The organism is Arthrobacter sp. FW306-2-2C-D06B (assembly GCF_021789175.1).
GTDB lineage: Bacteria > Actinomycetota > Actinomycetes > Actinomycetales > Micrococcaceae > Arthrobacter.
Genome location: NZ_CP084560.1, coordinates 3,481,279 through 3,503,179 on the forward strand (window position 1 = coordinate 3,481,279; position 21,901 = coordinate 3,503,179).

Here is a 21,901-nt window from a genome sequence, read left to right on the forward strand (position 1 = left end):
CCCTGTTCTCTCTTGTTCTCTAAATTCTGAAGTCTTGGGTTTACGGAAAGAGGCAGCTGCCTTGGCTGGCGGTCTGCACCGCCAGCCAGAGCGGCTGTTTAGACCTCTTCTACGGAGCTGGGCTCTGCGCGAGACAGATCAATGCCCAGTTCTTCCGCAGCCGTAAAGACTGCGTCATCAGAGTCACGCATTTCGATCGTCGTACCGTCCGTGGAAAGAACTTCCACGTTCAGGCACAGCGACTGCATTTCCTTGATCAAGACCTTGAAGGATTCCGGAACGCCGGGCTCGGGGATGTTCTCGCCCTTGACGATGGCTTCGTAGACCTTCACGCGGCCGTGGATATCGTCCGACTTGATCGTCAGCAGTTCCTGGAGGGTGTAGGCAGCGCCGTATGCTTCGAGCGCCCATACTTCCATTTCACCGAAGCGCTGGCCACCGAACTGTGCCTTACCACCCAGCGGCTGCTGCGTGATCATGGAGTACGGGCCGGTGGAGCGCGCGTGGATCTTGTCGTCCACCAGGTGGTGGAGCTTCAGGATGTACATGTAGCCCACGGAGATCGGGTCCGGGAACGGCTCGCCGGAGCGGCCGTCGAACAGACGGGTCTTGCCGGAGGAGTCGATCAGGCGGTCGCCGTCGCGGGTCACGTTGGTGGAATCCAGCAGACCTGTGATTTCCTCTTCGCGTGCACCGTCGAACACCGGGGTGGCGACAGTGGTCTGGCCGGATTCACGAGGCAGGTTCGGGAGGTTCTTGACCCACTCCGGCTCGCCTTCGATCTTCCAACCGGTCTTGGCAACCCAGCCGAGGTGCGTTTCAAGCACCTGGCCGACGTTCATACGACCCGGAACACCCAGGGGGTTCAGGACGATGTCCACCGGCGTACCGTCGGCAAGGAACGGCATGTCTTCGATCGGGAGGATCTTGGAGATGACGCCCTTGTTACCGTGGCGGCCGGCGAGCTTGTCGCCGTCGGTGATCTTGCGCTTGGCAGCAACGTAGACGCGGACCAGCTGGTTGACGCCCGGGGGCAGCTCGTCGTCATTGTCGCGGTCGAAGACGCGCACGCCGATGACCGTGCCGGACTCACCGTGGGGAACCTTCAGGGAGGTGTCACGCACTTCGCGGGACTTCTCGCCGAAGATCGCACGGAGGAGGCGCTCTTCCGGAGTCAGTTCGGTTTCACCCTTCGGGGTGACCTTTCCGACCAGGATGTCGCCTGCTTCAACCTCGGCACCGATGTGGATGATGCCGCGCTCGTCCAGTCCTGCGAGGACTTCCTCGGACACGTTGGGGATGTCACGGGTGATTTCCTCGGCACCAAGCTTGGTGTCGCGGGCATCGATCTCGTGCTCCTCGATGTGGATGGAGGAAAGAACGTCCTCAGCGACGATGCGCTGCGACAGGATGATGGCGTCCTCGAAGTTGTGGCCTTCCCAGGACATGAATGCCACGAGAAGGTTCTTGCCGAGGGCGAGTTCACCCTGGTCCGTTGCCGGGCCGTCAGCGATGATGCCGCCAACTTCGAGGCGCTGTCCTTCGTTGACCAAGACACGGTGGTTGTAGCAGTTGCCCTGGTTGGAACGGGCGAACTTGTTAATGCGGTAGCTGGTTTCCGTGCCGTCGTCGTTGAGCATGGTGACGAGGTCAGCGGAAACTTCGTTGACGACACCGGCCTTCTTCGCGATGACGACGTCACCGGCGTCGACGGCTGCAGCGCGCTCCATGCCGGTGCCCACGAACGGGGCCTCGGAACGGACCAGCGGCACGGCCTGGCGCTGCATGTTGGCACCCATGAGTGCGCGGTTTGCATCGTCATGCTCAAGGAACGGAATCAGGGCGGTAGCCACGGACACCATCTGGCGCGGGGAAACGTCCATGAACTGAACTTCGCCGGCCGGGACCAGGACGGGCTCGCCTCCACCACCACGGGCACGGACAAGCACGGTTTCTTCCGCGAACTTCTTGTCTGCGTCCAGCGGTGCGTTGGCCTGTGCAATCAGGACTTCGGCTTCGTCGTCGGCGGTGAGGTACTGGACCTCATCGGAAACGACACCCTCGGACACCAGGCGGTACGGAGTCTCGATGAAACCGAACGGGTTGATACGGCCGTAGGAAGCCAGCGAACCGATCAGACCGATGTTCGGGCCTTCAGGAGTTTCGATGGGGCACATACGTCCGTAGTGGGACGGGTGAACGTCTCGAACTTCCATGCCTGCGCGGTCACGGGACAGACCACCCGGGCCAAGTGCCGACAGGCGGCGCTTGTGGGTCAGACCCGACAACGGGTTGTTCTGGTCCATGAACTGCGACAGCTGGGACGTTCCGAAGAACTCCTTGATAGCTGCCACAACAGGGCGGATGTTGATCAGGGTCTGCGGCGTGATCGCTTCGACGTCCTGCGTGGTCATGCGTTCACGGACGACGCGCTCCATGCGGGACAGGCCGGTGCGGACCTGGTTTTCGATCAGTTCGCCGACGGCGCGGATGCGACGGTTGCCGAAGTGGTCGATGTCATCGATCTCGACGCGGAGCTCGTGGTCTTCGCCATCGCGCTTGCCCATGAGGGTCTTCTCGCCGGCGTGAAGCGCGACGAGGAACTTGATCATGGCCACGATGTCTTCAACGTGGAGGACCGAGGCTTCCTTGTCGCCAAGGGAGCGGTCGATGCCGAGCTTGCGGTTGATCTTGTAACGGCCAACCTTGGCCAGATCGTAGCGCTTGGCGTTGAAGTACAGGTTGTCCAGCAGGGACTGGGCAGCCTCGACGGTGGGCGGTTCGCCCGGACGCAGCTTGCGGTAGATGTCCAGCAGGGCGTCTTCGCGGGTTTCGGTGGCGTCCTTCTCCAGCGTTGCGCGCATGGAGTCGTACTGGCCGAACTCTTCGAGGATCTGGCCTTCGGTCCAACCGAGGGCCTTCAGCAGAACGGTGACCGACTGCTTGCGCTTGCGGTCGAGGCGTACGCCGACCTGGTCGCGCTTGTCGATTTCGAGCTCGAACCATGCACCGCGGGACGGGATGATCTTTGCAGTGAAGATGTCCTTGTCACTGGTCTTGTCGGCGGTGCGCTCAAAGTAGGCGCCCGGGGAGCGGACCAGCTGGGAGACGACGACACGCTCGGTACCGTTGACAACGAACGTTCCCTTCTCGGTCATGAGAGGGAAATCGCCCATGAACACGGTCTGCTGCTTGATTTCGCCCGTGTTGTTGTTCATGAACTCGGCCTTGACATACAGCGGTGCCGAGTAAGTGGCGTCACGGTCTTTGCATTCGGCCATGGTGTACTTCGGGTCAGCGAACTCCGGCTCGGAGAAGCTCAGGGACATAGTGCCCTGGAAGTCCTCGATGGGGGAGATCTCTTCGAAGATGTCAGCAAGTCCTGAGGTGGTGGCGACGCTCAGGTCGCCTTCCTCGACAGCCTTCGCTACCCGCGACTGCCAGCGTTCGTTTCCGACCAGCCAGTCAAAGCTGTCTGTCTGCAGTGCGAGCAGATTCGGAACGTCCAGCGGTTCGTGAATCTTTGCGAATGAGAGCCGGCGAGTTGCACCATCGGTGCTTGCCGTATTAGCGGTTTCGTTATTAGAGGTGCTCGAGGCGACCAAGAGGGATCCTTCCACAGACCTTCAGGCGTTTTCAGATCTCCCCCGCTTGCACCCTGCAGATTGAATCCGCAGTGTACCTTTCCGGTTCCGCTATATGACCCGGGACCTCCGCTGGCCAAGACCATGCTCGTTCTTAACGGCACGTCGATGGCGCAGCTGAGAGGTAAAGCCCACCGCTATATGAAGGCTGAAGGTTAACAGGGAAGACGCAAATATCCACAATACGGCAAATCAACCCACCTGTCTACCCCACATCCCGCCCGAATGCAAGCACAGTTGCTGCAGGCACCTATGCGACCCCGCTCCGTGCTGCCCTCGGCGGAATGTTGATCCAGGCTCCATTGTTGAATGGAGAGGTGATGTACGCCACGGTAACCTAGGCTCACCACCCTTGATCGGAAGAGAGAAAATGAGCACCCCCTCAGACACAACGGACAACAACAACGACGTTGTCATCCTTTCCGCCAGCCGTACCCCACAGGGACGGTTGAACGGGCAACTGGCCGGCCTCACCGCCGTCGAGCTCGGTGCTCACGCCATTTCAGGCGCCATCGCGGCGAGCGGCCTCACCGCGGACAAAGTGGACGCAGTGATCATGGGACAGGTCCTGCAGGCGGGCGCCGGCCAGAATCCGGCACGCCAAAGCGCCATCGCCGCCGGGATCGGCTGGAACATCCCGGCGGTCACCATCAACAAGGTCTGCCTCTCCGGACTGACTGCCGTGATCGATGCCGCGCGAATGATCCGCAGCGGCGACGCCGCCGTCGTGGTTGCCGGGGGCCAGGAATCGATGAGCCGCGCTCCCCACTTGCTGCCCGGTTCGAGGCAAGGATGGAGCTACGGAGCGATCCAGGCCCTCGACGTCGCCGCACACGACGGGCTCACCGACGCTTTCGATGGACAGTCCATGGGCTTGTCCACCGAGATCAAGAACCTTTCGCTTGGCATCGACCGCCGATCCCAGGATGAAGTGGCGGCCGCTTCGCACCAGCGGGCAGCCGCAGCCGCCGCGCAAGGCGTGTTCGACGGCGAGATCACACCCATCAGCGTCAAACAGCGCAAGGGCGAACCCTTGGTGCTGACAAGCGACGAAGGCGTCCGCCCCCAGACAACACTGGAGACTTTGGCCCCCTTGAAGGGCGCCTTTGCCACCGACGGAACCATCACGGCGGGCAACTCCTCTCCCCTGTCCGACGGCGCCTCCGCGCTCGTGCTTACGAGCCGCCGCTTTGCCGAGGCAAACGGCCTTGATTACCTCGCCGTGGTCGGCAAGCCCGGCCAAGTAGCCGGACCCGACAACAGCCTGCATTCGCAGCCTTCCAACGCGATACGGCACGCGCTGGACCGCGCGGGGTGGACAACGGCCGATCTGGACTTCATCGAGATCAATGAAGCCTTCGGTTCTGTTGCGGTGCAGTCCTTGAAGGACCTGGACTATCCCTTGGAGAAGTGCAATGTCCACGGCGGAGCCATTGCGATCGGACACCCGATCGGTGCGTCGGGAGCGCGCCTAGCCCTCCACGCAGCCCACGAGCTGAAGCGCCGCGGGAAGGGCAAAGCGGCCGTCGCCCTGTGTGGTGGCGGCGGCCAGGGCGAAGCGCTGCTTCTCTACCGCGACTAGACATTCGGCGAATTCGGAAGCGGAAGCGGTCTTGAACAGAAACGGGGCGTGAATGCGGGGCACTGAGCGATTCCTGGCAGATGCGGCCACGCGTGGACTCGAAGTCCAACTCGTGGAGCGGGCGGCGGCAAGCAGCCTTGACGAAGCGGCCCGCATCATGGGGATCAGACCGGCGGACATCGTGAAGTCCCTCGTGGTCAAACACCGGGATGGCACGTTCCTGTTTGCGTTGGTTCCTGGTGACCGGCAGATCTCCTGGCCCAAGCTGCGCGCCCTATTGGGCGTCAACAAGCTGTCCATGCCGTCCGCCGACGTCGCTTTCGAGGCAACCGGATATGAGCGCGGCACCATCACGCCGCTCGGAAGTTCCACGCCCTGGCCTGTCTATGCGGACGCCAGCATCGCCGGACGCAGGATCTCCATGGGGGCGGGCGAGCACGGATTCAGCGCTTTCGTGAAGGCCGATGAGCTAGCGGCAGCGCTACAGGCCGTAGTGGCCGACATCAGCGACCCCATCTGACCCTTCCAACCGCAACGCGGGGTCACTTACGGCCCATCCAGCAGCGCCCGATGGGCCGTAAGTGACCCCGCGTTGCTCTTAAACGCAAGAGAGCCCCGCCCGGACGAATCCGGACGGGGCTTCCTGTGTAAAGCGCGAGTTACTTGACAGTAACCGTGGCGCCTGCAGCTTCGAGCTGGTCCTTGGCCTTCTCAGCGGCTTCCTTGGTGGCGCCTTCGAGAACAGCCTTCGGTGCACCGTCAACCAGGTCCTTGGCTTCCTTGAGGCCGAGGGAGGTGATGGCGCGAACTTCCTTGATCACTGCGATCTTCTTTTCACCGGCAGCTTCGAGGATGACATCGAATTCGGTCTTCTCTTCAACTTCTTCGCCAGCGCCGGCGCCAGCCGGGCCTGCAACTGCAACAGCAGCAGCAGTAACTTCGAAGGTCTCTTCGAAGAGCTTGACGAACTCGGAGAGCTCGATGATGGTCAGTTCCTTGAAAGCTTCAATGAGCTCTTCGTTGCTGAGCTTCGCCATGTTTGGCGTCCTTCCTTTAGGTGGTGCTGCCACGGACGTCGTCCGTTGCTGCACCGCAGTTTGAATGGGGAGAACTTAGTTCTCTTCGGTTGCTGCTTCAGCGGCTTCAGCCGGAGCGGCAGCCTCTTCTGCAGCAGCCTCGGCGGGAGCCTCTTCGGCAGCCGGTGCTTCTTCAGCGGCCGGTGCTACAGCGCCGCCCTCTTCTTCCAGCTTGAGGCGCAGAGCGTCAATGATGCGTGCAGCCGCGGCAGCAGGTGCCTTGAGGATGCCTGCAACCTTGGCGAGCTGCAGCTCGCGGGACTCGAGGGCTGCCAGTGCGGCAACCTCTGCTGCGTTCAGTGCCTTGCCTTCGAAGTAGCCGGTCTTGATGACCAGCTGCTTGTTGACCTTGGCAAAGTCCGTCAGGCTCTTGGCGGCAGCAACCGCGTCACCCTTGATGAATGCAATTGCAGTGGGGCCGGCGAGCTGACCGTCGAATGCTTCGACACCAGCTTCCTTGGCTGCAATGGCGGTCAGGGTGTTCTTGACGACCGAGAACTTGGTGTCCAGGCCGAGAGAAACACGCAGCTGCTTGAGCTGTGCAACAGAGAGCCCGCGGTATTCGGTCAGGACAGCGGCGTTCGATTCCTTGAAATCGTTGGTGATCTCAGCTACTGCAGAGATCTTGCTAGGCGTTGCCATAACCCTCCTTCCGGGGAATAAAGCCGGTTTTCCGGGTCCCCGCTCAAAAGAGCTGCAACTAAAAACGCCCCGCGCAGATGCACGGGGCTTGGCTCGACACGATCAAATGATCGCGGAGATTTGCTTCGTTCACCTGCGCCGGCCGCCCTTTGTCAGGGTCCTTCGTCAAGGAAGCCACTTGGTTCTTCCGCGCGTGGCTGCAGAGTTGAGCTGCGCGCGGAGGAGTGGATTCCCATCAACCGACGGTCTTTGGTAGTTCAAGCTTACGGGACGGGCAAGTGCATCGCCAAATCGCGCGGCTCACTCGGAGGAGGTGACCCGCGGGCCCATGTTAGGCAGTTCCTTCTGCCACAACCCCGTGACTCCGGCCGTGGTGAATCCCAATTGCTTGTTCACTGTCAGCAGGTACCGGTTTTCGGGGGCATTCCAGGTGTAGATCACCCGGGCGTCGGGGAACTGTTCGCTGAGGCGCTGCATGTTGGCCACCTTGATGAGGAGCCCGAGCTTGTTTCCCCGGTGTTCCTGCAGGACGATCGTGTCGTCCTGGAAGACGACATCCTGGCGTTGCGCCAGGACCCCGATCGTAGTGAGCCCGACGATCCGCCCGCTCGCGAGGTGCTCGACGGCGGTGACCACCGTTCGGCGCCCCTGCGCAACGGCGGCGTCTTCCGCCTGACGCAACACACCGGCGTCGAACACCAACTGCTGCTGCTCGGCTTCCGCGGTCTCGCTGCCCTCGGACACCACTTCCCCGGCCGCGTTCTCCAGCGCGGCCACCGCTTCGAGCCACTGTTGCGGGCAACGGTCGGTCCAGTGGTGGACTCGGTAGCGGCCGGCGTTCGCGTCTTCCGCTTCGGCTTCAAGCTCAGCCACGAGCTTTGAATCCAGCGGGAGCGCACAGGAACTGAACTGTTCGATGTGCTGGAGGGTGTAGCCGGTGCGCCTGGCAAAATCGACCTCGCGGCTGGCCAAAGGAACAAAGCCCAGGCCGCTGCCAGGCACGAGCTGGCCCTCGGCACCGCCGCGCAAGGATTCGGCGGGGTGGTTCGTGTCCACCATGATCATCGTCCGGCCCTCGCTTTTGGCGAAATGTTCGGCAGCTTCCAGAAGCTGCCGGCCGACGCCCCTGCGCTGGAATTCAGGAAGGATGTCGAGGGTGAACTCGGCCAGGTCCATGTTGTCGGCAAGCGGCAGGGCGATATCCACGGTACCGACAATGCGGCCGTCAACGCGGGCCACCAGAATGACTTGGCGTTCGTAAGGATCGCCGAGTTCGAGCAGTTTCTCCAACGGGGTGTAGGCAAGATCGTCCGTGCCCCAGATCTGCATGCGGACCCTGCGGCTGACTTCGACGGCGGCCAGAAAATCCTTGGCGTCATCGGCGTCAAGGGAATCCGGGATCCAGAGTTGGCCGATCTCCACCGTGCTCGTCATTTGATCCTCTTTTGCCATTCGCCGTCGTATCCCGCCGGTTTGAAGCCGAGCTGTACGTTGATGGACAGCATATGTTCGTTTTCCTCGGCGTTAAAAGTCATGACGCGCTGGACGGCTGGGTATTCCGTTTGAACCCTGCGCAGATTGGCCAGTTTCACGAGCATTCCCAGTCCATGGCCCCTGTGCGGCTCTGCCACCAGAGTATCGTCCTGCTCGGCCACCCAAGGTTTCGCGGAATCAAGGTAGATCACGGTGTAAGCGACGAGTTCCCCTGTCCGCCGATGTTGTGCGGCAGCCACAAGGGCCGTCTGGCCCTCGGCAAGCGTGGTGTCCTCGAGTTGCCTGACGCGGGCAGCATCCCAGGACTCTGCCTCGATCTCAAGGCCGCCCGCCGGGGTATCCGTGCTCATCCGGCCCATCAGCACGGCCATGTGGTCCACGTATTCGCCGGGGCAACGGTTGGTCCAGGCACGGACCTCGTAGGCGGCGTCGGCCTTGGAATGGGCCGTAAGCTCCAGCCTTTGCCACTCCCCATTGTGGTCCATGTCCAGGCTGCTGAATCTGCTGGCCTGTTCCAAGGTGTATCCATTCTTGAGGCAGAAAGCCACTCCCGGACTGTCATCGGGCACTCCCCGGGGTACCTCTCCTGCTCCCGTGGCTGCGGAGCCGATCGGGTGTTCGGTGTGTGCCTGCAGGACATGCCGGCCCTGGGCCACCGCGACACCCTCTACAGTCCGGAGCAATGCAGTTCCGATTCCTTGCCGGCGGTGCCCCGCCAGGACATCTGCCTGGAGCCACGCAGTTTGAACGTTGTCCTTGAGCGGAACCTGGCAGGAAGCGTGCCCAACGACGCTTCCATCAACCCGGGCGAAGAAGTTTCTCGAGGCCTCGTACGGAGTATCGCGCCATCCCGCGAGCCGGGCTTGGGCCGAGGATGCCCGGTCCAGGTTTCCCCAGGTTTCCAGCACCATGGCATCCATCACGGAAGAGAGCTCCCCGAATTCCATGGCGTCCGGCCCATCCAGCGACTCCGGCAGGTGGAGCTCATGGATGCTGAAATCCGGAGGCCGGTCTGTCATGACCTCAGCCTAATCAGCGGTCGCCACGCGCGATAGGTGCCGGTTTGCATACAACGAAAGGACCGCCCGGCGAATGCCGGACGGTCCTTTCAGGGTCAATGCTCCCGGTGGCTTACGCCTCGGTGAGAACCTTGGTGACGTTCGGGTCAACGGAGATGCCCGGGCCGAACGTGGTGGCGACCGTAGCCTTCTGGATGTAGCGGCCCTTGGAAGCGGACGGCTTCAGGCGAAGCACCTCTTCCAGGGCAGCTGCGTAGTTCTCGGCCAGCTTCAGTTCATCGAAGGAAACCTTGCCGATGATGAAGTGCAGGTTCGAGTGCTTGTCGACGCGGAAGTCGATCTTGCCACCCTTGATGTCGTTGACGGCCTTGGTGACGTCTGCGGTCACGGTACCGGTCTTCGGGTTCGGCATGAGGTTACGCGGGCCGAGGACCTTACCGAGACGGCCAACCTTGCCCATGAGGTCAGGGGTTGCCACTGCGGCGTCGAAGTCGGTCCAGCCGGCTGCGATCTTTTCGATCAGGTCATCGGAACCAACGAAGTCGGCGCCTGCAGCGATTGCTGCTTCGGCCTTGTCGCCCGTTGCGAAAACGAGGACGCGGGCAGTCTTACCCGTGCCGTGCGGCAGGTTGACGGTGCCGCGGACCATCTGGTCGGCCTTACGCGGGTCAACGCCCAAACGGAAAGCAACCTCAACGGTGGCGTCGAACTTGGACGGGTTGGTGTCCTTGGCGAGCTTGATGGCCTCGAACGGGGCGTAGAACTTGTCCGCCTCGATCTTGGCTACGGCTGCCTCATATGCTTTGCTGCGCTTTGCCATGCTGCTTATTCTCCTTGTGCAGTTGTGGTCTGCGGACCGCGCTGGGCCCTGCCACAGTTGGAAATCCGGCGTGGATCTCCAACATTTTCAATATTTCAGTGGTGCCGGTTTCCCGGCGGTTGAAGGCTGGTATCAGCCTTCGACGGTGATGCCCATGGAGCGTGCGGTGCCGGCGATGATCTTGGCAGCGCCCTCAAGGCTGGTGGCGTTGAGGTCTTCCATCTTGGTGGTGGCGATCTCGTTCACCTGTGCCTGGGTCAGCTTGGCAACCTTGACGGTGTGCGGCGTGGCCGAACCCTTTGCAACGCCTGCAGCCTTCTTGATGAGCTCTGCAGCCGGCGGGGTCTTGGTGATGAAGGTGAAGGAGCGGTCTTCGTAGACCGTGATTTCAACCGGGATAACGTTTCCGCGCTGGGCTTCCGTTGCAGCGTTGTACGCCTTGCAGAATTCCATGATGTTGACACCGTGCTGGCCAAGCGCAGGACCGATCGGCGGGGCCGGGTTGGCGGCACCTGCCTGGATCTGCAGCTTGATGAGGCCGGTGACCTTCTTCTTGGGAGCCAATGTAGGTCCTTCTCTCAATAACTTCCTAGGACACAGGAGCGTGCCTCAGGTTTATGGCCGCCATGGCAAGGCGACCGACCGCTCCGTGGCTGCTAAGCGGGCAACCGCGGGGCGAAATTCTTGGATCAACTAGATCTTGGTGACCTGGTTGAATGCGAGCGTAACCGGGGTTTCGCGTTCGAAGATCGACACCAGGACCACAAGCGTCTGGGAATCCATCTTGATCTCGGAGATCGTGGCGGGAAGGGTCTCGAACGGACCTTCCTTGACGATGACGGACTCTCCGACCTCGAAGTCGATGTCGACGGGCGTCTGGTGCTGCTTGTTGACCGGCTTGCCCTTTTCGGCCTGCTGCTCTTCGAAGACCGGAGCCAGCATGGAGAAGACCTCATCGAGGCGAAGCGGAACGGGGTTGTGTGCGTTGCCCACGAAGCCGGTGACACCCGGGGTGTGGCGGACGGCGCCCCAGGATGCGTCGGTCAGGTCCATACGGACGAGGACGTAACCCGGAATGCGTACGCGGTTGATGATCTTGCGCTGGGCGTTCTTGATCTCAACGACTTCCTCCATGGGCACCTGGATTTCGAAGATGTAATCTTCCATGTCCAGAGTCTGGATGCGGGTCTCAAGGTTGGCCTTGACGCGGTTTTCGTAGCCGGCGTAGGAGTGAATGACGTACCAGTCACCTTCCTGGCGGCGAAGCTTGGCCTTGAACTCCTCAGCGGGGTCGGCGGGCGCTACAGCTGCAGCGGCGGCCAGGGCGTCGGCGTCGTCGGCAGACTCGTCCTCAGCGGACTCGCCGTCGGCGTCGGACTCCTGGTCGGCGTCGTCGACGTCGGCAGTTTCGGGCGCAGCAGAATCGACCTCGGATCCTTCCACGGCGTCAGCCGTGGCGTGGGCCGTGCTTTCAGCGGGCCCATCCAGCTCAGTCTCAGTTACCTCGAGCTCCTGCTCAGACACTTGGTCTCCTGCTTCCTCATTGCCTAACATGCCTATTTAAATGGCTCAATTCCGCAAACCCTGCGAAATCCCTTGATTTTCCGGGGATTCCACGCGGTTTGCGGAGCGATCCGCTTAGTGGTTCGTGGTGCCAGTAGCGCCGAAAACCCATTTGATTCCCGTACCGAAAGCCAGGTCCAGGATGGTGACGACCAGCATCATGATGGCCACGAACACCAGCACCACGACTGTGTAGTTGACCAGTTCCTTACGGGTGGGGGCAACTACCTTCTTGAGCTCACCAATTACCTGGCGAACAAAAAGAGCAATTCGAGCGAAGAGGCCGGAATCGGACTTCTTGGCAGGGCGGCCCTTCGAGCTGCTCGCAGCTGTTTCGGTCACCTGATCCTCACTCATCTATGCAAACGTCGTTGACCCGACTCTGATCAGAGTCATGGTTGCTGCGCTTGTTCCGGGCAAAACCCGGAACAGCTTGCGCAGGGCAGACAGGACTCGAACCTGCAACCTGCGGTTTTGGAGACCGCTGCGCTACCAATTGCGCCACTACCCTATGGAACGAATCCATATTTCGGCCGCACTCCATCCAAGCCAAGGAATCCAGAAGAACACGAGATTCCGGAGCCTATCTGGGGCGCGAACCATTGTGATGTTTTTCAACACCGGTGAACCAGTCTACGCAACAACGTCGCGATAGTCGAACCGGGCCATTCCCGGAGCGTTCAGGCCGTCCCGCTCGTGTGATCAGCGCTCGGTTGTTCAACCTGCACTGTCACTTTCCCGGGGTTAGCCCGATAGCTCCGCAGAACAGCATAAAGTAGATTTCGTCGAATCCCACCATCCAGCCCATGAGCTGCCCGCGAAGAACGGTGCTTTAATGTCTGCCGGAATACCAGCCGCCCGCATTTCACAGCGAATTTCCGCCATCGCCGAATCCGCCACCCTTGCCGTTGACGCCAAGGCCAAGGCGCTCAAGGCAGCGGGTCGCCCTGTGATTGGCTTTGGCGCCGGGGAGCCCGACTTCCCGACCCCCGACTACATCGTCAAGGCCGCCGTCGAGGCCGCCAGCCAGCCGAAGTACCACCGCTACTCCCCTGCCGCCGGCCTGCCGGAGCTGAAGCAGGCTATCGCGGACAAGACGTTCCGCGACTCGGGCTACAAGGTAGATGCATCCCAGGTGATGGTTACCAATGGCGGCAAGCAGGCCGTCTACAACACGTTCGCCACCCTGGTTGATCCGGGCGACGAAGTAATCATTCCCACGCCTTTCTGGACCACCTACCCGGAGGCAATCCGCCTCGCCGGAGGCGTTCCCGTCGAGGTCTTCGCCGGCCCGGAACAGGGGTACCTGGTCACCGTGGAACAGCTCGAGGCCGCGGTTACCGACAAGACGAAGATCCTGCTTTTCGTTTCCCCGTCCAATCCGACCGGCGCCGTCTACAGCGCCGAACAGGTGGCGGAGATCGGAAAATGGGCAGCAGCGAAGGGCCTCTGGGTAGTCACCGACGAGATCTATGAGCACCTGACGTACGACGGCGTCCCCTTCACCTCGATTGCCACCGCCGCCCCCGAACTCGGCGACAAGGTGGTCATCCTCAACGGTGTCGCCAAGACCTACGCCATGACCGGATGGCGGGTCGGATGGATGATCGGTCCGGCCGACGTCATCAAGGCCGCTACCAACCTCCAGTCGCACGCGACGTCGAACGTTTCCAACATCATGCAGATCGCTGCGCTGGCCGCAGTCTCGGGTCCGCTGACCGCCGTCGACGAAATGAAGGTCGCCTTCGACCGCCGCCGCAAGGCGATCGTCGCCGGACTGAACGCGATCGAGGGTGTGGAATGCCCGACGCCGACCGGCGCCTTCTACGTGTACGCCGACGTCCGCGGACTGCTGGGCAAGGAATTCCCGACGGCGAACGGTCCCGTCCGTCCGTCAACGTCCGCTGAGCTTGCCTCACTGATCCTCGACGAGGTCGAGGTCGCCATCGTTCCGGGCGAGGCCTTCGGCCCCTCCGGTTTCGTGCGCCTCTCGTACGCTTTGGGCGACGACGACCTCGCCGAAGGCGTTCGACGCCTCCAGGAATTCCTCGGTCAGGCCAAGTAGCCCTTCCCGCCTCCACAAACGCCCGTTCACCTTGGGTATAGGTGAGCGGGCGTTGGGGTTTAAGCCCCCTATAGGTGAGCGGGCGTTTGGGTTTAAGCCCCTAAAGGTGAGCGGGCGTCAGAGGAGGCGGCGCTCGGCGGCCCACTTGGTCAGTTCGTGGCGACTGGAGAGCTGGAGCTTGCGGAGCACCGCGGAGACATGGGTTTCCACGGTCTTGATGGAAATGAACAGTTCCTTGGCCACCTCCTTGTAGCTGTAGCCCCGGGCGATGAGGCGCATGACTTCCAGTTCCCTCGCGGAGAGACGATCGAGTTCGTCGTCGGCGATCTCGGCCGGGGAGGTTCCAAACGCGTCCAGGACAAAACCGGCCAGTCTCGGCGAGAAGACGGCGTCCCCGTCGGCCACGCGGATCACGGCATCGGAGATCTCGGGGCCGGAAATGGTCTTGGTGACATAGCCCCGGGCTCCGGCGCGAATGACGGCCACGACGTCCTCGGCGGCATCGGAGACGCTCAATGCCAGGAAGCTCGTGCTCCCACGCAACGGAGCGGATGCGCTGATGACCTCCCGACCGCCACCGCCAAGGCCGCCAGGCAGGTGGACGTCGAGCAACACCACTTCCGGGTGAACCTCGGCAATCACGGCGATAGCTTGCTCCACTGTTCCGGCTTCGCCGACGACGTCGATCCTGGAATCGAGGTCGGCCTTCAGCCCGGACCGGAAAATGGCGTGATCGTCCACGATCACCACACGAACCTTCCGCGCTACTTGCTCTGATAGGGCGTTCATGCTTTGGCTTCTCCGTTTCGGTTCTCTGCTTTGTCGGCGTTCTCGACGGGCAGCTTCAGGCGGACTTCGGTGCCCTCGGAGCTACTGCTGATGACCGCAGTACCGCCGTGGCGCTTCATCCGTCCGATGATTGATTCCTTGACTCCGAGCCGGTCTTCCGGGACGGCATCCGGATCAAAGCCTGGTCCGCGGTCCCTGACGAAAACCTCGCTGCCCGTGTCCGAGCTCTCGAGATAGACGGACACGGCGCCGCCGCCGTGCCTGGCGGCATTGTGCATGGCTTCACGGGCCGCCAGGACGAGGGCTTCGTGCCTGTCCGTCATGGGTGCGTCTCCGACGCTGACGACGTCGACCGGGTGTCCGTGGGCGTCCTCGACCTCGGCTGCGGCCGCGGCAATCCGCTCCGCGAGGAGTCCCGCATCCTTGGCGGCGTCCCGGTACAGCCAGGTGCGCAGTTCACGCTCCTGGGCACGGGCGAGGCGGACCACGTCCTGTTCGGAGCCGGCGCGGCGCTGGATCAGGGCGAGCGTCTGCAGCACCGAGTCGTGCAGGTGGGCGGCAATCTCGGCTCGCTCCGTCTCGCGGACCCGCGCTGCCCGCTCAGTTTCAAGGTCCTTCCAGAACTTGAGGCCCCACGGCAGAAGCACGAGGGCGACGCCGCCCAGGACCGCAATGGAAGCGAGCAGCGCGAGCCAGGTCTGCTCCCATGAGCCGGAACCGGACACCATGACCAACACACCGGCAACCACCAGGGCCAGGCCTGCAGCAAGGCGGACCCAGCCGCCGGCTTGGTCCGCCTTGGTCTTGTCCACCAGTCCTGCCCGACGCGTCTCATCCAGCTGCATCCACGCGATCGCCGCTCCGCCGAGTATCGCCGCCGCCGGAATCAGCGTGCCGAGAGGAACCTCGACGCCGAACTGCCGTGCGATGAGGATGGCGGCCACCAGAAGCAGGCCGGCTCCCAGGAGGATCTCTTTCCCGTACTGGATGCGCCGAATCCTGAACCAGGAGGCGAAGACGGGAGCGGGGGCGGACAGCGGTAGCGGCTGCGCTCCGCCGTCGGGCGCTGTTAGGTCGGGAGGCATGCTCATGGATGGAGGGAGGCTCACCGAGGGAGGTAGGCTCACCGAGGGAGCAATGGGCGACGCCGGCCGGCGGCTATTGCGGCGGGCGCTTTCGTCGGCGGTGGGCACCATGACCCAGAGCCAGGCGTAGAAGGCCAGGCCCGCGCCGCCTGCGAATGAGGCAAGGACCATGCCGAGCCGGATGTACTTCACAGGCCAGCCAAGGTGGTCCGCCAGGCCGCTGCACACGCCGGCAATCATCCGGTCGCTCCTCCGGACCAGGGGCGGGCGTTGCAAGGCGGTTGTCATGGATCCATCCAAACACGTATCAGGGCCTCCGGCGCTCGAAGCTAGGGCATCTCAGGGGAGCACTCAGGGAACGTTCAGGGTATCCCCCAATAGAGGGCGGCTTCGCCAGGCGGCAAGATCGAAGTATGAACGCGAACAGCATGAATCCCGAGGACTCCGGACAAGCAGCGGAGCCCGGACAACCCGCAGAATCCGACCAGCCGGCCGGGACCGGCGCGGCGGAAGAACCGCCCCAGCCAAACACCGGCGGCTACGGCGGCGCGGCACCGAACTACGCCGTTCCCGCTCCCCCGCAGAACTTCTTCAACTGGATCCGCAGCCAGGGCATCAGCCGCGGCCGGGACCGGTGGATGGGCGGCGTGGCCAGCGGCATCGCGCACCGCTTCGGCATCGATCCCTTGATCGTCCGCGGCATCTTCATCATCCTCACCCTTTTTGCCGGCATCGGCATCCTGCTCTACGGCGTCGCCTGGGCGCTCCTGCCCGAACCCGATGGCCGTATCCACGCCCAGGAGGCCGGGGCTGGACGCTGGTCCGCGGGCATGACCGGCGCCCTCATCACAACCATCATCGGATTGCCAAGCCTCGGCCGCGGCTTCTGGGGCTGGAACGGCGTTCCTGGAATCCTGTGGACGCTGTTCTGGGTAGGCGGCATCATCTACCTGGTCTACTTCCTGGTCCAGCGCAGCAAGTCCCGCAACGGAAGGCAGACCATGGGCACGCACAAATATGCGGCCGCTCCAAGTTCCCCTGGCGGGGCGGGCACCTACGCCTCGGCAGGCTATCCAGCCGGCCCTTACGCCGCAGGTCCTTACGCCGGAGGTCCTTACAGCGCAGCTCCTTACGGGTCCGGTACTTACGGGACAGGCGGCCCCTCAACTCCCGCAGGCCCCGTCAATCCTGCGGGGCCGTACCCGCCAGCTGGCGTGCCGAACCGCCCCGAGCGGCCCGAACGGCCGAGGCGGCAGGGACCGGGAGCGGCCATCGTAGCTGTCTCAGCCGGAGCGGCCTTGCTGGCCGGCGGAACGCTCAAGCTGCTCGACGCCGGCAACGTCATCCACCTTGGCGACGCCGCCAACGCGGTGGTCTGGGCCGCGGGCGCCGCAGTCCTCGGTCTCGGCATCCTCGTCGCGGGGCTTCGTGGCCGCACATCGGGGCTGCTCGGTTTCCTGGCCGTTGCGACGCTGGTGATCGGGGGCATATTCAATATTGCCCCCAGCGCAGACCACTTCCGTCTCCAGAATGCCCAATGGAATCCCGTGAGCATCGACGATGCCCGCAAAGGCTTCGACATTACCGGGGCCAACGGAACCATTGACTTGACCAAGCTGAACCTGGGCGCACCGCTGAGTTCCGACGTCGTGGTTCCGATGGACGTGACCGCAAGCAACATCAAGCTCCTCATCCCCGCGACCGTGCCGGTGGAGGTCCAGGCAGACATGACCTTCGCGAACCTCAAGCAGGACGGCAGCGCCGTCACCCAAAGCAACGGTGGCACCCGGGACAGCTACAACACGGACAAGCCCGGCGCCAAGCTGGTCGTCAAACTCAACGGCACCTTCAGCAATGTGACCGTCCAGGAAGGAAACTGACATGAGCACGCACGAACCCACGCGGGCATTTGAAACGGCACCCGAACCCACGGCGCAAGCCGCACGGGCCAGGGTGGGCACGGTGGTCTGGGGGCTGATTGTCCTGGCACTCGCAGCTTTGATCATCATTTCCAAGCTCGGCCTCGTGGCTCTGAACGGCAACTATGTGCTGATCGGGCTCATGATCGGGGCCGGCGCGGCACTCGTGATCGGAGGCCTAGTGTCGGCCCGCTCCCGAAAGGGCAGTGGGTCCGGCCCGGACTCGGGGGCCGGCGCCGACGATTCCGACCGCCCGTAGCAAGCAGCACGTGACAAAGCAGCCACAACAGGGAAGGCTCTAGCCATGAACAAGTTCTTCAGCATCGTACGGGGCATTGGCCTGAAGCGCGGTCCGCAGCGTTTGATCGGAGGGGTGTGCGGTGGCATTGCCGCCAAACTGAAAGTGGACGTGGCCTACGTCCGCATTGGCTACCTGATCTTCTGCCTGCTACCCGGGCCCGCCGTGGTGATATACGTGGTAGCTTGGCTGCTGCTTCCCAACCAAAGCGGCACCATTGCGCTGGAATCCTTCCTCACCCAGCGTTCGCAAGGCAGGAACTAGCACAGCCCGGGTTTGCCGGCGAGTTTCGCCCTTGTTTCAAAAGTCTCATCCCTGGCGATGGTCATGGTTTGTGTCCCACCCCACATTTCCCCCTACAATCATTGTGAGCTCAGCGTGGCGCTCTGCACGTATACCTCCTAACCAGGATTTGAGCCCTCATGAAAATTGGAATCCTTACCAGCGGTGGCGACTGCCCCGGACTTAACGCCGTCATCCGCGGCGCCGTCCTCAAGGGAATTGCCATTCACGGCCAGGAATTCGTCGGTTTCCGGGACGGTTGGCGAGGCGTCGTGGAGGGCGACGTCATCGACATTCCCCGCACCATGGTCCGCGGTATCGCCAAGCAGGGTGGAACCATCCTCGGCACGTCCCGCACCAACCCGTTCGAGAACGGCGGCGGGCCGGATGTCATCAAGGCCCACATGGACCGCCTCGGCATCGACGCCATCATCGCCATCGGCGGCGAAGGCACCCTGGCCGCCGCGAAGCGCCTCACCGACGCCGGATTGAAGATCGTGGGCGTCCCCAAGACCGTGGACAACGATCTCGACGCCACCGACTACACCTTCGGGTTCGACACCGCCGTCCAGATCGCCACTGAGGCTATCGACCGGCTGCGCACCACCGGAGAATCCCACCACCGCTGCATGATCGCCGAGGTCATGGGCCGCCACGTCGGCTGGATCGCACTGCACGCGGGCATGGCTGCCGGCGCGCACGCCATCCTGATCCCGGAGCAGAAAGTCAGCATCGAGCAGATCACCGAGTGGGTCCAGGAGGCCCACGACCGTGGCCGTGCACCGTTGATTGTTGTTGCGGAGGGTTTTGTTCCGGACCACATGGAAGCCCCGCACTCCGAACGCGGCCTGGATACCTTCGGCCGGCCCCGCCTGGGTGGCATCGCCGACCAGCTGGCCCCCGAAATCGAGGCCCGCACCGGCATCGAGACCCGCGCCACGATCCTCGGCCACATCCAGCGCGGCGGCGTGCCGTCGGCTTTTGACCGCGTCCTGGCCACCCGTCTGGGCATGGCAGCCATCGATTCGGTCGTGGAAGGCCGCTGGGGAACCATGGTGGCCCTCAAGGGCACGGACATCGAGCACGTGGGCTTCGAAGCTGCCCTGGGCAAGCTCAAGACCGTCCCCCAGAACCGCTACGACGAAGCCGCGGTGCTGTTCGGCTGAGCCGGATCCGTTCGGCGGAGCCGGTTCCTCAAGGAGCAGGCGGGCACCACCGGGTGCCTGCCTGCTCTTTCCTTTCCAGGGACTGCATAGACTCGATGTCATGGAACTTGATGCGGGATCGGCGGAAATCGTGCTGCTGGTCTGGGCCCGGCATTTAGGGTTCGACGACGAAGCCTTCAGTTTCGTCTCCGGCTCACCTGCTGCCCGCGTCGGGGAGCGGCTGGTCAGGGAAGATGAGGACGCTGAATCCATCACGTTCGTGAGGCTCTTTGGCCGCTCGGCGTTGGTGGCTCCGGGATGGGCGGCGGCCGCCGCCGTCGAGCTCTCGGACGATCAACTGAGCGAGCATTCCGCACTGTTGCGGATCAGCCGCGAACACGGTGGACACGGGCTCGGGACCTCTGCGCTGCTGTTCGCCGACGACCTTCCCCTCTTCCAGCCAGGCGGCGAAGTCACCGTCTCCCACGGCCATCCGGAGGCAATCGAGTTGGAGGGCAGATGCCCTCCGGACGACGTCAACGAAGTCCACCTCTCAAGGATGGACCACCATTTCACTGTGATGGATGGCAACGAACCGGACCGCAAACCGGTGGCCTGCGGCGCTTATGCGGAGTGGCAGGGGATCCTCGCGGACTTGGGCGTCCTGGTGCCCCCGGAACTGCGCCGGCAAGGACTCGGAACCCTGGCTGCGTCGATCGCCGCCCACGAGGCACTCGCCTCGGGCCTCACGCTGCAATGGCGGACCGCACTGGACAACCGGGGCTCGATGGCGTTGGCCCGAAAGCTGGGATTCGTCGACGGCGGCATCCAGACCTCCGTGCTGCTCCGCTAGCGACCTCCACCGCCCGCGAGTTGGCAGACGATGCCCCCAAAATCGTATTTTGAGGGCATCGTCTGCCGGCTCGCGCGGGCTAACCGTCTTGCGAAACAGTCTCAGGCTTCGCGGCGGCAGCCGGCGCGCCCCAACCCTGGACGGCTTTGGGCTTGCCGAACAACAACGCCGCTACTGCGCCCAGCAGAATCGCGAAGGCCGGGAGCAGGACCGACTGGCTCATCGCCGTCGAGAAGCCGTCATGCAGGAATTCCGGCAACTTCCCGGTGAATCCGCCTTCGCCTGCCGGGGCGGCCCCTGGGGGAGCCGCGGGCAGCTCGGCCGCCAGTCGGGACTGGATGAGGGCAGCAATCGCGGCCGATCCCAGCACCGCACCAATCTGGCGCGTCGTGTTGAAGACACCGGAACCGGCGCCGGCCGAGCGCGGCGGGAGGTTGCGGGTAGTGGCGTTGGAGACCGGGCCCCAAATGAAGCCGTTGGCCACACCCTGGAGGGCGCTGGGCAGCAGGAACATCCAGATGGGAGTGTCCGGCTTCAGAAGGGTCGAGGTCCAGAAGAGTGCGCCGGACAGGCAGACGAGGCCGAACGCGGCGAACCAGCGCGGGTTGATCCGGTCGATCAGCTTGCCAACAAAAGGTGCCAGCGCGCCGGAAATCACGGCCATGGGGATCATGAGCAATGCGGACTGCGTCGGGGTCAAGCCGCGGACTACCTGGTAGTAGAAAATGGTGGGCAGCGGGAACGCGGTGATGGTGAAGCCCACCGCCATGATGGTGGTGTTGCCCAAGGAGAAGTTGCGGTCCTTGAACAAGCCCAACGGCAGCAGGGGTTCGCCGCCGCGGCGCTCCAGGAGCCACTGCCACAAGACGAACACGGCCAAGACCACGAGCCCCGTGATGATCAGTCCCCACACGGTAATGGCTCCGGTGACGGTCCCCCACTTGTAGCTTTGGCCTTCCTGGATGCCGAACACCAGCAGGAACATGCCTGCTGCCGACAGCAGGACCCCCAGGACGTCGAACTTGTGGCTGTGCGTGGTCAGCTTCGGTACGAGCCGGGTCACGAGGACAAAGGCAACGACGCCGATGGGAACGTTGACGAAGAAGATCCACTGCCAACCGAGGCCGTCGACCAACACGCCGCCGAGGATCGGGCCGACGAGGATAGCCATGCCGGCCGTGGCTCCCCAGAGGCCCATGGCCGCGCCGCGGCGGTCGGGCGGGAAGATCCGCGTAATGACGGCCATTGTTTGGGGCGTCATCATGGCCGCGCCGATGCCCTGGACCACCCGGGCGGCGATCAGCATGCCGATATCGCCCGAGAGGCCGCACCACAGCGAGGCCAGGGTGAAGACCACAAGGCCGATCAGGTAGAGGTTCTTCGGCCCGAAGCGGTCACCGAGCCGTCCAGTGATCAGCAACGGAACGGCGTAGGCGAGGAGGTAGGCGCTCGTCACCCAGATGACGGCATTGATATCGGTGTGCAGGCCCTCCATGATCCGTGGGTTCGCCACGGAAACAATGGTGGTGTCGATCAGGATCATGAAGAACCCGACCACGAGGGACCACAGTGCGGGCCACGGTTTAGCTACGTTTTCCATGGGTTTCCTTAGACTGTGCTGAATT

20 protein-coding genes and 1 tRNA gene are annotated in these 21,901 nt (G+C 63.1%); 8 read left to right on the forward strand and 13 right to left on the reverse strand.

Annotated features, from left to right (window positions below; all coding sequences use genetic code 11):
* Nucleotides 1-98: 98 nt before the first annotated feature.
* A complete protein-coding gene (rpoB, locus tag LFT47_RS16235; RefSeq protein ID WP_078108119.1) occupies nucleotides 99-3,605 on the reverse strand; it encodes a DNA-directed RNA polymerase subunit beta in 3,507 nt (1,168 codons plus the stop codon).
* A gap of 409 nt (nucleotides 3,606-4,014) precedes the next feature.
* Here rpoB and LFT47_RS16240 point away from each other — a divergent pair, with 409 nt between their 5' ends.
* Both LFT47_RS16240 and LFT47_RS16245 read left to right on the forward strand, forming a co-directional pair.
* Nucleotides 4,015-5,226, forward strand: coding sequence for an acetyl-CoA C-acetyltransferase (locus LFT47_RS16240; RefSeq protein WP_236812284.1), 1,212 nt, complete (start codon nucleotides 4,015-4,017; stop codon nucleotides 5,224-5,226).
* Between the two features lie 52 nt (nucleotides 5,227-5,278).
* A complete protein-coding gene (locus tag LFT47_RS16245; RefSeq protein ID WP_236812286.1) occupies nucleotides 5,279-5,746 on the forward strand; it encodes an aminoacyl-tRNA deacylase in 468 nt (155 codons plus the stop codon).
* Nucleotides 5,747-5,885: 139 nt separating this feature from the next.
* Here LFT47_RS16245 and rplL read toward each other — a convergent pair whose 3' ends face one another.
* The 9 genes from rplL to LFT47_RS16290 form a co-directional block, all read right to left on the reverse strand.
* Nucleotides 5,886-6,263 (reverse strand): 50S ribosomal protein L7/L12, encoded by a 378-nt coding sequence (gene rplL, locus LFT47_RS16250; protein WP_234749044.1) that lies wholly within the window; start codon nucleotides 6,261-6,263, stop codon nucleotides 5,886-5,888.
* 75 nt (nucleotides 6,264-6,338) lie between these two features.
* On the reverse strand, nucleotides 6,339-6,944 hold the full coding sequence (gene rplJ, locus LFT47_RS16255) for a 50S ribosomal protein L10 (protein WP_234749043.1): 606 nt from the start codon (nucleotides 6,942-6,944) through the stop codon (nucleotides 6,339-6,341).
* Between the two features lie 300 nt (nucleotides 6,945-7,244).
* Nucleotides 7,245-8,396, reverse strand: coding sequence for a GNAT family N-acetyltransferase (locus LFT47_RS16260; protein WP_442863413.1), 1,152 nt, complete (start codon nucleotides 8,394-8,396; stop codon nucleotides 7,245-7,247).
* The gene (locus LFT47_RS16265) at nucleotides 8,375-9,457 is read right to left on the reverse strand and encodes a GNAT family N-acetyltransferase (protein ID WP_236812290.1); all 1,083 of its coding nucleotides are present in this window, start codon (nucleotides 9,455-9,457) and stop codon (nucleotides 8,375-8,377) included. Before LFT47_RS16265 ends, LFT47_RS16260 begins: the two co-directional genes overlap by 22 nt.
* A gap of 112 nt (nucleotides 9,458-9,569) precedes the next feature.
* Complete coding sequence (rplA, locus tag LFT47_RS16270) at nucleotides 9,570-10,277, reverse strand: 50S ribosomal protein L1 (RefSeq protein ID WP_234749040.1); 708 nt, start codon at nucleotides 10,275-10,277, stop codon at nucleotides 9,570-9,572.
* A 132-nt stretch (nucleotides 10,278-10,409) separates the two neighbouring features.
* Nucleotides 10,410-10,841 (reverse strand): 50S ribosomal protein L11, encoded by a 432-nt coding sequence (gene rplK, locus LFT47_RS16275; protein ID WP_018773647.1) that lies wholly within the window; start codon nucleotides 10,839-10,841, stop codon nucleotides 10,410-10,412.
* Nucleotides 10,842-10,970: 129 nt separating this feature from the next.
* The gene (gene nusG, locus LFT47_RS16280) at nucleotides 10,971-11,801 is read right to left on the reverse strand and encodes a transcription termination/antitermination protein NusG (protein ID WP_236812291.1); all 831 of its coding nucleotides are present in this window, start codon (nucleotides 11,799-11,801) and stop codon (nucleotides 10,971-10,973) included.
* Between the two features lie 114 nt (nucleotides 11,802-11,915).
* A complete protein-coding gene (secE, locus tag LFT47_RS16285) occupies nucleotides 11,916-12,197 on the reverse strand; it encodes a preprotein translocase subunit SecE (protein WP_059387348.1) in 282 nt (93 codons plus the stop codon).
* A gap of 81 nt (nucleotides 12,198-12,278) precedes the next feature.
* A tRNA-Trp gene (locus LFT47_RS16290) sits at nucleotides 12,279-12,351 on the reverse strand.
* A gap of 324 nt (nucleotides 12,352-12,675) precedes the next feature.
* Between LFT47_RS16290 and LFT47_RS16295 the strand changes: the two genes are divergently transcribed.
* Nucleotides 12,676-13,905, forward strand: coding sequence for a pyridoxal phosphate-dependent aminotransferase (locus LFT47_RS16295; RefSeq protein WP_236812293.1), 1,230 nt, complete (start codon nucleotides 12,676-12,678; stop codon nucleotides 13,903-13,905).
* Between the two features lie 117 nt (nucleotides 13,906-14,022).
* Here LFT47_RS16295 and LFT47_RS16300 read toward each other — a convergent pair whose 3' ends face one another.
* A complete protein-coding gene (locus LFT47_RS16300) occupies nucleotides 14,023-14,694 on the reverse strand; it encodes a LuxR C-terminal-related transcriptional regulator (protein ID WP_236812294.1) in 672 nt (223 codons plus the stop codon).
* The gene (locus LFT47_RS16305) at nucleotides 14,691-16,067 is read right to left on the reverse strand and encodes an ATP-binding protein (protein WP_236812296.1); all 1,377 of its coding nucleotides are present in this window, start codon (nucleotides 16,065-16,067) and stop codon (nucleotides 14,691-14,693) included. Before LFT47_RS16305 ends, LFT47_RS16300 begins: the two co-directional genes overlap by 4 nt.
* A 125-nt stretch (nucleotides 16,068-16,192) precedes the next feature.
* On the opposite strand from LFT47_RS16305, the gene LFT47_RS16310 reads away from it, so the two are divergent.
* The 5 genes from LFT47_RS16310 (at nucleotide 16,193) to LFT47_RS16330 (ending at nucleotide 20,276) form a co-directional block, all read left to right on the forward strand.
* Entirely contained in the window at nucleotides 16,193-17,659 is a 1,467-nt protein-coding gene (locus LFT47_RS16310) for a PspC domain-containing protein (protein WP_236812298.1), read from the forward strand.
* Nucleotide 17,660: 1 nt separating this feature from the next.
* Nucleotides 17,661-17,957, forward strand: a complete 297-nt coding sequence (locus LFT47_RS16315; RefSeq protein ID WP_236812300.1) for a hypothetical protein — start codon at nucleotides 17,661-17,663, stop codon at nucleotides 17,955-17,957.
* Nucleotides 17,958-18,002: 45 nt separating this feature from the next.
* Entirely contained in the window at nucleotides 18,003-18,260 is a 258-nt protein-coding gene (locus tag LFT47_RS16320) for a PspC domain-containing protein (RefSeq protein WP_236812302.1), read from the forward strand.
* Between the two features lie 158 nt (nucleotides 18,261-18,418).
* The gene (locus LFT47_RS16325; RefSeq protein ID WP_234749032.1) at nucleotides 18,419-19,444 is read left to right on the forward strand and encodes an ATP-dependent 6-phosphofructokinase; all 1,026 of its coding nucleotides are present in this window, start codon (nucleotides 18,419-18,421) and stop codon (nucleotides 19,442-19,444) included.
* 100 nt (nucleotides 19,445-19,544) lie between these two features.
* Nucleotides 19,545-20,276: a GNAT family N-acetyltransferase gene (locus LFT47_RS16330; RefSeq protein ID WP_236812304.1), complete on the forward strand. Its 732-nt coding sequence runs from the start codon at nucleotides 19,545-19,547 to the stop codon at nucleotides 20,274-20,276.
* A 79-nt stretch (nucleotides 20,277-20,355) separates the two neighbouring features.
* Here LFT47_RS16330 and LFT47_RS16335 read toward each other — a convergent pair whose 3' ends face one another.
* Nucleotides 20,356-21,876: a DHA2 family efflux MFS transporter permease subunit gene (locus LFT47_RS16335; protein ID WP_236812306.1), complete on the reverse strand. Its 1,521-nt coding sequence runs from the start codon at nucleotides 21,874-21,876 to the stop codon at nucleotides 20,356-20,358.
* Nucleotides 21,877-21,901: the final 25 nt, after the last annotated feature.

Bases quoted from the DNA above. Each gene is read 5' to 3' on its own strand.
- secE (WP_059387348.1), bottom strand. From the start codon at position 12,197: ATGAGTGAGGATCAGGTGACCGAAACAGCTGCGAGCAGCTCGAAGGGC.
- LFT47_RS16260 (WP_442863413.1), bottom strand. From the start codon at position 8,396: ATGGCAAAAGAGGATCAAATGACGAGCACGGTGGAGATCGGCCAACTC.
- LFT47_RS16305 (WP_236812296.1), bottom strand. From the start codon at position 16,067: ATGACAACCGCCTTGCAACGCCCGCCCCTGGTCCGGAGGAGCGACCGG.
- LFT47_RS16315 (WP_236812300.1), top strand. From the start codon at position 17,661: ATGAGCACGCACGAACCCACGCGGGCATTTGAAACGGCACCCGAACCC.
- rplA (WP_234749040.1), bottom strand. From the start codon at position 10,277: ATGGCAAAGCGCAGCAAAGCATATGAGGCAGCCGTAGCCAAGATCGAG.
- rplL (WP_234749044.1), bottom strand. From the start codon at position 6,263: ATGGCGAAGCTCAGCAACGAAGAGCTCATTGAAGCTTTCAAGGAACTG.
- LFT47_RS16245 (WP_236812286.1), top strand. From the start codon at position 5,279: ATGCGGGGCACTGAGCGATTCCTGGCAGATGCGGCCACGCGTGGACTC.
- LFT47_RS16300 (WP_236812294.1), bottom strand. From the start codon at position 14,694: ATGAACGCCCTATCAGAGCAAGTAGCGCGGAAGGTTCGTGTGGTGATC.
- LFT47_RS16295 (WP_236812293.1), top strand. From the start codon at position 12,676: ATGTCTGCCGGAATACCAGCCGCCCGCATTTCACAGCGAATTTCCGCC.
- LFT47_RS16265 (WP_236812290.1), bottom strand. From the start codon at position 9,457: ATGACAGACCGGCCTCCGGATTTCAGCATCCATGAGCTCCACCTGCCG.
- rplJ (WP_234749043.1), bottom strand. From the start codon at position 6,944: ATGGCAACGCCTAGCAAGATCTCTGCAGTAGCTGAGATCACCAACGAT.
- LFT47_RS16240 (WP_236812284.1), top strand. From the start codon at position 4,015: ATGAGCACCCCCTCAGACACAACGGACAACAACAACGACGTTGTCATC.
- LFT47_RS16320 (WP_236812302.1), top strand. From the start codon at position 18,003: ATGAACAAGTTCTTCAGCATCGTACGGGGCATTGGCCTGAAGCGCGGT.
- LFT47_RS16310 (WP_236812298.1), top strand. From the start codon at position 16,193: ATGAACGCGAACAGCATGAATCCCGAGGACTCCGGACAAGCAGCGGAG.
- LFT47_RS16335 (WP_236812306.1), bottom strand. From the start codon at position 21,876: ATGGAAAACGTAGCTAAACCGTGGCCCGCACTGTGGTCCCTCGTGGTC.
- LFT47_RS16330 (WP_236812304.1), top strand. From the start codon at position 19,545: ATGGAACTTGATGCGGGATCGGCGGAAATCGTGCTGCTGGTCTGGGCC.
- LFT47_RS16325 (WP_234749032.1), top strand. From the start codon at position 18,419: ATGAAAATTGGAATCCTTACCAGCGGTGGCGACTGCCCCGGACTTAAC.